12 protein-coding genes are annotated in these 9,888 nt (G+C 59.9%); 6 read left to right on the forward strand and 6 right to left on the reverse strand.

Going from position 1 to position 9,888, the window contains the following annotated elements; translation table 11 throughout:
• The first annotated feature begins 7 nt into the window (after positions 1–7).
• On the forward strand, positions 8–1,174 hold the full coding sequence (locus AAEZ06_RS26520; protein ID WP_350617033.1) for an aminotransferase-like domain-containing protein: 1,167 nt from the start codon (positions 8–10) through the stop codon (positions 1,172–1,174).
• Positions 1,175–1,184: 10 nt separating this feature from the next.
• Positions 1,185–1,787 carry a glutathione S-transferase family protein gene (locus AAEZ06_RS26525; RefSeq protein ID WP_350617035.1) on the forward strand — a complete coding sequence of 201 codons (603 nt, stop codon included), beginning with the start codon at positions 1,185–1,187 and terminating at the stop codon, positions 1,785–1,787.
• Here AAEZ06_RS26525 and AAEZ06_RS26530 read toward each other — a convergent pair whose 3' ends face one another.
• Positions 1,788–2,699 (reverse strand): LysR family transcriptional regulator, encoded by a 912-nt coding sequence (locus AAEZ06_RS26530; protein ID WP_350617037.1) that lies wholly within the window; start codon positions 2,697–2,699, stop codon positions 1,788–1,790. It abuts the gene before it with no gap.
• Between the two features lie 129 nt (positions 2,700–2,828).
• On the opposite strand from AAEZ06_RS26530, the gene AAEZ06_RS26535 reads away from it, so the two are divergent.
• Genes AAEZ06_RS26535 through AAEZ06_RS26545 form a run of 3 tightly spaced genes read left to right on the forward strand, consistent with a single transcriptional unit; the run spans position 2,829 to position 5,774 of the window.
• Positions 2,829–4,121 (forward strand): CitMHS family transporter, encoded by a 1,293-nt coding sequence (locus AAEZ06_RS26535; protein ID WP_133098965.1) that lies wholly within the window; start codon positions 2,829–2,831, stop codon positions 4,119–4,121.
• Between the two features lies 1 nt (position 4,122).
• Entirely contained in the window at positions 4,123–5,454 is a 1,332-nt protein-coding gene (locus AAEZ06_RS26540) for an acyclic terpene utilization AtuA family protein (RefSeq protein WP_350617040.1), read from the forward strand.
• Complete coding sequence (locus tag AAEZ06_RS26545; RefSeq protein ID WP_133098963.1) at positions 5,451–5,774, forward strand: AtuA-related protein; 324 nt, start codon at positions 5,451–5,453, stop codon at positions 5,772–5,774. Before AAEZ06_RS26540 ends, AAEZ06_RS26545 begins: the two co-directional genes overlap by 4 nt.
• A 9-nt stretch (positions 5,775–5,783) precedes the next feature.
• Here the strand turns inward: AAEZ06_RS26545 and AAEZ06_RS26550 are convergent, their stop codons facing one another.
• The 5 genes from AAEZ06_RS26550 to AAEZ06_RS26570 all read right to left on the reverse strand — a co-directional run bounded on the left by AAEZ06_RS26550 (position 5,784) and on the right by AAEZ06_RS26570 (position 8,568).
• The gene (locus AAEZ06_RS26550; protein ID WP_149411541.1) at positions 5,784–6,155 is read right to left on the reverse strand and encodes a glutathione S-transferase N-terminal domain-containing protein; all 372 of its coding nucleotides are present in this window, start codon (positions 6,153–6,155) and stop codon (positions 5,784–5,786) included.
• Positions 6,156–6,259: 104 nt separating this feature from the next.
• The gene (gene folE, locus AAEZ06_RS26555) at positions 6,260–6,805 is read right to left on the reverse strand and encodes a GTP cyclohydrolase I FolE (protein ID WP_003204506.1); all 546 of its coding nucleotides are present in this window, start codon (positions 6,803–6,805) and stop codon (positions 6,260–6,262) included.
• Between the two features lie 78 nt (positions 6,806–6,883).
• Positions 6,884–7,441, reverse strand: a complete 558-nt coding sequence (locus tag AAEZ06_RS26560; protein ID WP_350617043.1) for a Smr/MutS family protein — start codon at positions 7,439–7,441, stop codon at positions 6,884–6,886.
• Positions 7,442–7,517: 76 nt separating this feature from the next.
• Positions 7,518–7,838 (reverse strand): hypothetical protein, encoded by a 321-nt coding sequence (locus AAEZ06_RS26565; protein ID WP_133098960.1) that lies wholly within the window; start codon positions 7,836–7,838, stop codon positions 7,518–7,520.
• Positions 7,839–7,977: 139 nt separating this feature from the next.
• Entirely contained in the window at positions 7,978–8,568 is a 591-nt protein-coding gene (locus tag AAEZ06_RS26570) for a cysteine hydrolase family protein (RefSeq protein WP_350617045.1), read from the reverse strand.
• A 239-nt stretch (positions 8,569–8,807) separates the two neighbouring features.
• Here AAEZ06_RS26570 and prmB point away from each other — a divergent pair, with 239 nt between their 5' ends.
• Positions 8,808–9,716, forward strand: a complete 909-nt coding sequence (gene prmB / locus AAEZ06_RS26575) for a 50S ribosomal protein L3 N(5)-glutamine methyltransferase (RefSeq protein WP_350617047.1) — start codon at positions 8,808–8,810, stop codon at positions 9,714–9,716.
• Positions 9,717–9,888 lie beyond the last annotated feature (172 nt).

Consider the following 9,888-nt stretch of genomic DNA (forward strand, 5'->3'; position numbering starts at 1 on the left):
GACCTCTATGGCTTTCTCCGAACGTGTCTCGCGCCTTAAAAGTTCCTTGATCCGTGAAATCCTCGCGGCAGCCCAGCGGCCAGAGGTGATGTCCTTTGCCGGTGGCCTGCCGGCCGAAGCCATGCTGCCCAAGCTTGATTGGGAAGACATGCCGCTGAGTATCGGCCAGTACGGCATGAGCGAAGGCGAGCCGCAGTTGCGTGAACTGCTGGCTGCCGAGGCGCGGGCGTTGGGCGTGCAGTGCGAAGCCAGCCAGGTGTTGGTGGTCAGTGGCTCCCAGCAAACCCTGGACCTGGCGGCCAAGCTGTATATCGACCGAGGCACGAAAGTCCTCCTGGAAGGGCCGACCTACCTGGCGGCGTTGCAGACTTTCCAACTGTTCGGCGCCGATTGTCTGACGGTGCAGCTTGAGGCCGATGGCCCGGATCTGGCGGCCCTGCGCAACAGTCTTGAACTGCACCGCACTGCATTCATCTACCTGATCCCGACCTTCCAGAACCCGTCGGCGGTGCGCTACAGCGAAGCCAAGCGCGACGCGGTGGCGGCGTTGCTCGATGAATTCGGCGTGACACTGATCGAAGACGAACCCTATCGTGAACTGACCTTCGACGGCGGCAGCGCCCGGCCGATTGTCAGCCGTTTGAAGAAAGCCAGTTGGGTCTACACTGGGACCGTGTCCAAGACCTTGCTGCCAGGTCTGCGCGTCGGTTACCTGATCGCCAGCCCCGACCTTTTCCCCCATCTGCTCAAGCTCAAGCAGTCTGCGGACCTGCACACCAATCGTGTCGGCCAATGGCAGGCGATGCAGTGGATTGGCACTGAAAAGTACCAGCAACATCTGGTTGAACTGCGCAGTTTCTATCGGGTTCGCCGCGACGCATTCCAGGTGGCGCTGGAGCGGCATTTCGCTGAATTGGCCGACTGGCAGGTGCCCCAAGGCGGATTATTCTTCTGGCTGACCTTGAAACAGCCGCTCGACACCCGCACTTTATTGGATCAAGCGCTCGATCAGGACGTAGCGTTCATGCCCGGTGAACCGTTCTTTTCAGCGCCGGACCAGCATCACGGTCATTTGCGGCTCAATTTCAGCCACATTGACCCGCAGCGCCTGGACGAAGGTCTCAAGCGTCTCGCTGCGGTGGTCCGCCAAGCACAGCTCGCGCAAGCGGCATAAGGGGAGCCCCATGTACAAGGTTTATGGCGATTACCGTTCGGGCAACTGCTACAAGGTCAAATTGATGCTCAACCTGCTGGGTATCCCGTACCAGTGGGTGGACGTGGATATCTTGAAAGGCGACACCCAGACCGCCGAGTTCCTGGCAAAGAATCCCAACGGCAAGATCCCGGTGCTGGAACTGGAAGACGGCACTTGCCTGTGGGAATCCAACGCGATCCTCAACTTCCTGGCCGATGGCAGCAAATTCCTGCCAACCGAACCGCGCTTGCGCACGCAAGTGCTGCAGTGGCAGTTTTTCGAGCAGTACAGCCATGAACCGTACATTGCAGTGGCGCGGTTTATCCAGTCTTACCTGGGGCTGCCGGAAGATCGCCTGGAGGAATACAAGACCACCCATAAAGGCGGCTACAAGGCCTTGAAGGTCATGGAAAGGCAGCTGCAAGCCACGCCGTACCTGGTGGGCGATCAGTATTCCATTGCCGATATTGCCCTGTATGCCTACACCCATGTCGCTCATGAAGGTGGTTTTGACTTGAGCCCTTATCCGAGTGTGCAGGCCTGGCTGAAACGAGTGGCCAGCCATCCGAAACATGTGGCGATGCTGGGCTGATCAAACGTCTAAGTGTGGGAGCGGCGTTGTGCCTGATAGCTCTTCATTGAGCAGTTCAAAACAGCGCAACGCCGCCGGGCTCAACTGCATTCCACAGCGACTGATCAAGCCAATCTCCCGGTTCACCCCTGGATGATCAATGTTGATCCGCTTCAACCCCTCCAGACTGTCCGCCGCCGACTCCGGCAAGATACTGATCCCCAGCCCCTGACGCACCAGCGCCAGCACCGTCGACATATAATTGGCCTCCATCCCTGCCAGCATCGTCAGTCGGTGCTCGTCGAACAGTGCGTCCACTTGCTCGCGCACGCTGCTATCGCGGCCGGTGAGGATGATTGGCTGGTCGGCCAGTTGCGCCAGGGTCAGTTGAGTGTGGCGGGAAAGGGGATGGTCTAGAGGTACGAAGGCACACAAACGATCATTGAGCACCGGTACAAAATCCAGGCCGTGACTCAGGCGCGCCCTTACGCCAATGCCGAAATCCACGTCCCCCGAGCGCACTTGGGCATGAATGCGATGGGCCACCAGGTCGTGCAGGCGTACTTCAATCCCGCTGAAACGCTCTCGAAACAAACGCAACACCGGAGGCAGGGCGCCGGCGCAGACCGAGGGCAGGGCGGCGATGGTCACCACGCCGCGGCGCAAGGCAGCCAAGTCCTGGGAGCCACTGACGATGTTGTCCAGGTCCAGCAGCAGTTTCTCCATCGGCCCCCGCGCATCCAGCCCGGCGGTGGTGATGCTGACATGGCGCGGGCTGCGGTCGAGCAGAGCGACGCCGAGCCAGTCTTCCAGTTGTTGCACCTGCACCGTCAGCGCCGAGGGCGATAAATGCAGCTCGTTGGCGGCCTTGGTAAAGCTGCCGGTGCGAGCGACAGCGAGAAACGCCTGGATATGCTGGATCGAATTTCTCATGATTGGTTTTCCGAGCATTCTGTTTTTATGGATGTGGGCTACTTAATATTCCAATTTACAAAGAGTAACGCGGTTCCAATACTCCGGGGAAAACAATAACCGGCGAAAACGCCGTTCTGGAGCTGCCCCATGCTCGCTACCCTGGGTGTCATTACCATCCTGAGTCTGCTCGCTGCCGTCATGAGCAAACGCCTTTCGCCACTGGTTGCCCTGATCGCCTTGCCGATCATTGCCGCGCTGCTCGGCGGTTTCGGCCTGCAAACCAGCGCCTTTATCATCACCGGTATCAAGAACGTCGCCCCTGTGGTGGGCATGTTTGTGTTCGCGATCCTGTTCTTCGGGATCATGACCGATGCCGGCATGCTCGATCCCATCATTGACCGCATCCTGCGTACGGTCGGGACGCGTCCTACACGAATTGTTGTCGGCACTGCGACCCTGGCGTTGCTCGTGCATCTGGACGGCTCCGGCGCAGTGACCTTCCTGGTGACGGTGCCGGCGATGCTGCCGCTGTATACCCGGTTGGGCATGGATAAGCGCATCCTTGCCTGCGTGGCAGCGATGGCCGCCGGGGTCAACTTCCTGCCCTGGACCGGCCCGGTGCTGCGTTCCTCAGCGGCGTTGCATGTGCCGGTGGCGGACCTGTTCCAGCCGCTGATTCCGGTGCAGATCGTCGGCCTGATCTTTGTTTTTGCCTGTGCCTGGTGGCTTGGCCGGCGTGAAGAAAAACGCCTGGGCCTGGGCGCCGGCTCGACCGTCGACACGGTACCGCAACGTGTACTCAGCGACGATGACATCGCCCTGCGTCGCCCACGGCTGTTCTGGGTCAACCTGGTTCTGACGGTACTGGTGATGGTGGTGATGATTGCCGGTTGGGTCGATCCGGTGGTGATGTTCATGCTTGGCACCGTGCTGGCGTTGTGCATCAACTACCCCAATGTCGACGCCCAGCGCGCGCGGATCGATGCTCATGCAAAAACCGCCCTGACCATGGCCAGCATCCTGCTCGCCGCCGGTGTGTTCACCGGCATCATGCAAGGCACCGGCATGCTCAAGGCTATCGCCGAAGTAGCGGTGGCGCAGATTCCCGCCGGTCATGGCAAGTTGATTCCGGCGGTGGTGGGTTTCCTGTCCATGCCGTTGAGCATGCTGTTCGACCCTGATTCCTACTATTTCGGCGTGATGCCGGTGATCGCCGAAGTCGGCAAGGCCCTGGGCGTCGATCCGCTGCAAGTGGCCCAGGCCTCGTTGCTCGGTGTGCACACCACTGGCTTCCCAGTCAGCCCACTGACGCCCGCAACCTTCCTGCTGGTGGGCCTGTGCAAGATCGAACTGGCCGATCATCAGCGCTTCACCATCCCTTTTCTGTTTGCCGCGTCGGTGTTGATGACCCTGACCGCGTTGCTCCTGGGAGTGTTTTGAGATGAAAACCTTACGCATCGGTTCTGGCGCCGGCTATTCCGGCGACCGCATCGAACCTGCCGTGGAACTGGCCGAGCAGGGCGACCTGGATTACCTGGTCTTTGAATGCCTGGCCGAACGCACCATCGCCCTGGCCCAGCAGGCACGAATCAGCGATCCACAGGGCGGCTACGACCCGCTGCTGAGCGAGCGCATGCGTCGTGTGCTGCCTTTTGTCGGCCAGCACACAGGGCGTCGGCGCTTGCGGGTAATCACCAACATGGGGGCCGCCAACCCGCTGGCCGCTGCCGTTGAAGTGCGGCGGGTCGCCAACGAATTGGGCCTGAGCCTCAAGGTGCTGGCGGTGGTCGGCGATGATGTCCTGGAAGTATTGCGCCGCCATCCGGAGCAGTTGCTGGATAACGGTCAGACCTTGGACTCATTGGGCGATCGATTGATTTCCGCCAATGCCTACCTGGGCGCTGAAGGCATTATTGCCGCCTTGCAGGCCGATGCTGACGTGGTGGTCACCGGACGCGTGGCTGATCCGTCATTGTTCCTCGCGCCGCAGATGTTCGAGTTTGGCTGGGCCGTTGATGACTGGCAGCGCTTGGGGCGTGGCACGTTGGTTGGGCATTTGCTGGAGTGTGCCGGCCAGGTCAGCGGTGGGTATTTTGCTGATCCTGGTTTCAAGGATGTCGAGGATCTGGCGCGGCTGGGTTTTCCCCTGGCCGAGATTGATGCCGACGGCGCGGCGCTGATAACCAAGGTGCAGGGCTCGGGAGGGCGAGTCAGCCGCGCGACCTGCACCGAACAGTTGATCTATGAGGTCCACGATCCAGCCGCGTATCTGACCCCGGATGTGCGCGCGGACTTTTCCAAGGTGTCCTTTGTCGAGGAGGCCGTGGATCGAGTGCGGGCTCATGGCGCCGAAGGGCGGCCACGCCCTGAGCAACTGAAAGTCAGTGTCGGCTACCTGGATGGCTGGATCGGCGAAGGGCAAATGTCCTACGGCGGTCCGGGAGCTGTGGCTCGGGCTCGGTTGGCTCGGGATGTGGTGCTCAAACGCTTGGAGCTGACGGCTGTCAGGATGCAGGACGTGCGCGCCGAACTGATCGGGATTGACTCTCTGCATGGTCAACGCAGCGATGCAGAGCCTTGGGAGGTGCGCCTGCGGGTCAGCGCTCGCTGCGAAGAGCGCAGCGAAGCAGTGCGCGTCGGTAATGAAGTGGAAACCCTTTACACCAACGGCCCTTCCGGCGGCGGTGGTGCCAGTAAAAGCCTTCGCCAAGTGGTCGCGGTGGCGTCGTTGCTGCTGCCGCGTAGCGCGGTCAACCCGAGGATTGAGTCATGAGCCTGGTCAAACTGCACACATTGGCCCACTCCCGTACCGGGGATAAGGGCGACACCTCGAATATCTCGATCATTGCCTATCGGGCCGAGGATTATCCGCTGTTGTGTGAGCAACTGACGGCCGAGCGGGTGGCGGCGTATTTTGCGCCGTTGCTGGAAGCGGGTGCAGCGCCGGTACGGCGTTATGAATTGGCGAATGTACAGGCGCTGAATTTCGTATTGCCGGGGATCTTGCGAGGCGGGGTGACACGTTCCCTGGCGCTGGATGCCCATGGCAAGTGCCTGGGCTCCGCGCTGCTGGATTTATCCATTCAAGGGTAGAGCCGGGTTTCAGGCCGCCGCAAACCGCTTGTCCAGATAATCGATGATCACCTTGGAGTCATACATCCAGGTGGTCTGGCCGTTCTCTTCAATGCGCAGGCACGGCACTTTGATCTTGCCACCCTGTTCCAGCAGAGTCTGGCGATCCTGTTCATTGTTCTTCGCGTCTTTCAATGCCACTGGCACGTTCAGGCGGTGCAAGGTACGGCGCGTCTTCACGCAGAACGGGCAGGCGTGAAACTGATACAGGGTCAGGGCCTTGGCCGACTGGTCGACCACCGCCTGGGCATTGGCCGGGCGCTGTTGTTTGCGCGGGCGGGTGATGAAGTCGACAAAGATGATGACTTGGCCGAGGCCTATTCGAAGCGCTTTGACTAACACGGTTAAAAACCTCTTGCCCATGAACGAAGGGGCGGCAGCTTACCTGATTTTCGATAGGCGAAAAAAAACCGGCGATGAATGCCGGTTTTCTTTTGTGCAGCCTGTTATTTGATCAGGCTGAGAAACTCGCTACGGGTCGCCGCGTTTTCGCGGAACTCACCCAGCATCACCGACGTGATCATCGACGAATTTTGTTTCTCCACACCGCGCATCATCATGCACATGTGCTTGGCCTCGATCACCACGGCCACGCCCAGGGCACCGGTCACCTGCTGAACGGCATCGGCGATCTGGCGGCTGAGGTTTTCCTGGATCTGCAGGCGGCGGGCGTACATGTCGACGATACGCGCGACCTTCGACAGCCCCAGTACTTTGCCGCTGGGGATATAGGCGACGTGGGCCTTGCCGATGAACGGCAGCAAGTGGTGTTCGCACAACGAGTACAACTCGATGTCCTTGACCAGCACCATTTCACTGTTGTCGGAGCTGAACAAGGCACCGTTGGTGACTTCTTCCAGTGTCTGTTCATAACCGCGGCAAAGGTACTGCATCGCCTTGGCGGCACGTTTTGGCGTGTCGAGCAGGCCCTCGCGGGAGACGTCCTCGCCGAGTTGGCCGAGGATCGCGGTGTAATTCTGTTCCAGGGACATGAAACTACCTGTGGGATTTTCGCAAAGTACAAGGGTACGGTGGCCGACACATCGCTGCAAGCCTGACGATGGCACTTGTTACTCGTCGCGCCCTTCCATCATCGTGCGCTTGAGCATCACATACACCGCGCCAGCGCCGCCGTGGCGCGGCTGGCAGGAGGTAAAGCCGAGCACCTGGGAATGCTGGCGCAACCAGGTGTTGACGTGGCTCTTGATCATCGGCCGCTTCCCATCCAGGCGCACAGCCTTGCCGTGGGTGACGCGCACGCAGCGGATTTCGAATTTAGTGGCTTCGGCAAGGAAGGCCCAGAGGGTTTCACGCGCTTTTTCCACGGTCATGCCGTGCAGGTCGAGGCTGCCCTCGAACGGAATCTGGCCAACCTTGAGCTTGCGCATCTGGCTTTCCTGGACACCGTCGCGGACCCACATCAGCTCATCTTCGGGGCCGACGTCGATGACGAACTGATCAGACAGGCCGTCCACCGTGGTGGCGTCAGTACGCACCGTGGCCGCTTGGCGCAGCTTGGCGAGCTGCGCACGATCGGCCTTGGGTTTGCCGGTTTCAGCGCGCTCGTGCTTGATGGGCCTGATGCCTTGAGTCGCGCTTTTGAACAGGGAAAAATCGTCGTCTTGCATGTCAGCCTCCGCGAAGGGCGGGCAGTTTACCCAAATCGAGGCGCCAGAGGCGGGACAAAACGCTATCAGTGTCTTTTCAGTCGTGTTTTTTCATCAAGTGCGAGGCGATGCTCAACTCCAGCGGCTGACGCATGCGCCGCCGGCAACGGCGCCACAACCACACGCCAAACCACAGGATCAGCAGGCCAATCACCAGCACTACGGCAGAACCGCCCGGGCTGGCATTCAGCTCGCCAAGAGCCGGTGAGTGTCCCAGCAGACTTGCGGCCCCTGCCATCGCCAGCAACACGCCCAACATCGCCAAAAGCGCGGCAAAGCCAGCGCCCAGACGCAGACGCCAGTTGCTCGGGCCCTTGGGGCGCAAGCGACGAGCGTCAAAACCATCGGATATCTTCATTCCGACCTTTCCTCAAGGGTATCGGCCCTTCGACCGGAAGATGGACAGGTTGTTCCGGGTACAGAGGCAATTGCAGAAAATGAGAGGTTTTTGCGGATGAGCGGGGCCGTAATGGCTGCACCGCTCATCGATAGGTCGATCAGATCAGATCTTTGGTCAAGGCGAGTGTGGCGAAGTTGTCGGCCATGATGGCCATCTCGGTTTGCTGCACATGCTCGGCGCTGAGGAGGATGCCCTTGTAAGGCAGGTCGCGGGTGGCGCAGGCATCTTCCACCAGGGTGCAGCGAAAGCCCAGGTTCTTCGCCGCACGCACGGTGGTGCTGACACTGGAGTGGCTCATGAAACCGCAGACGATCAGGTCCAGGGAGCCGAGGTCCTGCAGGCGCTTTTCCAGGGCTGTGCCGTGGAAGGCGCTGGGTAGCAGCTTGCCGATGATGGTTTCGTCACCTTCAGGCTCAAGCCCCGGGATGAACTCACCGCGTTCGCCCTGTGGGTCGAACAGACCGCCCACAGTGCCCAAGTGGCGCACATGGACAATCGGACGTCCGGCGTTGCGTGCCGCAGCCGTCAGTTGTTTGATGTTTTCGACAGCTGCCTCCATGCCCGACAGGGCAAGGGGGCCGCTCAAATATTCTTTCTGGGCATCGATGATCACAAGGGTCGCGTGGCTCAAATTGGCCGGTGCGTAACCACGACCGCTGAGTTGAAACATCGTCTTTGGAACGGACATTCTGGGGCTCCTGTGAGTGGGGCTTTTGCGACATTGTCCTCTGGCTGAGCGCTTCTGTGAATCGCTACCATCGTAAGGTACGCCGTTGTTGGCCTACAGCCATGTCAAGAGGGTGCGTTGTGCAACAGAAAAAAGCACAAGCGGATGAAATTCGACGTGCGGTGAAGGTTTTTCGTACATCGTCCGTACAGCTTAAGACTGTTAGAATCGCCAGTCGTTTTTTCCAGGAGCCTGCCCCCGTGATCACTTCTCGCCTGCGCACTTTGCGCGACCACATCCGTTGGGCTGTCAGCCGTTTCCATGGGGAAGACCTGTTTTTTGGCCATGGCACCGACAATGCCTGGGACGAAGCCCGGCAACTGGTGCTCGGCGCCTTGCACCTGCCGTGGGAAATTGCCGACAGTTATCTGGACTGCAACCTGGAAGAGGATGAACTGGTTAATCTGCAGCGCTTGCTCAAGCGCCGGATTGAAGAGCGCATTCCTACCGCCTACCTGTTGGGCGAAGCTTGGTTTTGCAGCATGTCGTTTATCGTCGATGAGCGAGTGCTGATCCCGCGTTCGCCGATTGGCGAGCTGATCGAAAACCGCTTCGAACCTTGGTTCGCCGTACCGCCGGCGCGCATCCTCGACCTGTGCACCGGTTCTGGCTGCATTGGCATTGCCTGTGCCTACGAGTTCCAGGACGCCGAAGTGGTACTGGCGGATTTGTCGTTCGAAGCGCTGGAAGTGGCCAACCAGAACATCGAGCGTCATGGCGTCGATGAGCGGGTCTACACCGTTCAGGGCGACGGCTTCGACGGCCTGCCGGGCCAGCGTTTTGACCTGATCGTTTCCAACCCGCCGTATGTCGATGCCGAAGACTTCGCCGACATGCCCGACGAGTACCAGCACGAACCCGAACTGGGCCTGGCCTGCGGTGAAGATGGCTTGAACCTGGTACGGCGCATGCTGGCCGAGGCGGTGGATCATTTGACCGAGAAAGGCTTGTTGATCGTCGAGGTGGGCAACAGCCAGGTTCATGTCGAGGCGCTATACCCCGAGGTGGATTTTGCCTGGCTGGACTTCAAGCGGGGCGGGCATGGGGTGTTTATGCTCACCGCCGAACAGTGCCGGCAGCATCAGGCGGTGTTTGCCTCAAGGGTTTAACCTTGCTCACTGTAGAAATCGGGACACAAAATGTGTGGCTTGCCTGCGATAGCGATGGATCGGTCAATGTTGAGGCAGGATCTGGCAATTGAGTACATATCCGTTATTTTGGTCAGGGCGGATTAGGGTTACGCCCTTACGGCGTGTCACTTTGCAAAAGCGGCAAAGTAAC

The sequence above is a fragment of the Pseudomonas sp. HY7a-MNA-CIBAN-0227 genome, assembly GCF_040310325.1.
Classification (GTDB): Bacteria; Pseudomonadota; Gammaproteobacteria; order Pseudomonadales; family Pseudomonadaceae; genus Aquipseudomonas.

Bases quoted from the DNA above. Each gene is read 5' to 3' on its own strand.
- AAEZ06_RS26560 (WP_350617043.1), bottom strand. From the start codon at position 7,441: ATGCAAGACGACGATTTTTCCCTGTTCAAAAGCGCGACTCAAGGCATC.
- AAEZ06_RS26545 (WP_133098963.1), top strand. From the start codon at position 5,451: ATGAGCCTGGTCAAACTGCACACATTGGCCCACTCCCGTACCGGGGAT.
- AAEZ06_RS26530 (WP_350617037.1), bottom strand. From the start codon at position 2,699: ATGAGAAATTCGATCCAGCATATCCAGGCGTTTCTCGCTGTCGCTCGC.
- folE (WP_003204506.1), bottom strand. From the start codon at position 6,805: ATGTCCCTGGAACAGAATTACACCGCGATCCTCGGCCAACTCGGCGAG.
- AAEZ06_RS26520 (WP_350617033.1), top strand. From the start codon at position 8: ATGGCTTTCTCCGAACGTGTCTCGCGCCTTAAAAGTTCCTTGATCCGT.
- AAEZ06_RS26525 (WP_350617035.1), top strand. From the start codon at position 1,185: ATGTACAAGGTTTATGGCGATTACCGTTCGGGCAACTGCTACAAGGTC.
- AAEZ06_RS26535 (WP_133098965.1), top strand. From the start codon at position 2,829: ATGCTCGCTACCCTGGGTGTCATTACCATCCTGAGTCTGCTCGCTGCC.
- AAEZ06_RS26565 (WP_133098960.1), bottom strand. From the start codon at position 7,838: ATGAAGATATCCGATGGTTTTGACGCTCGTCGCTTGCGCCCCAAGGGC.
- AAEZ06_RS26570 (WP_350617045.1), bottom strand. From the start codon at position 8,568: ATGTCCGTTCCAAAGACGATGTTTCAACTCAGCGGTCGTGGTTACGCA.
- AAEZ06_RS26540 (WP_350617040.1), top strand. From the start codon at position 4,123: ATGAAAACCTTACGCATCGGTTCTGGCGCCGGCTATTCCGGCGACCGC.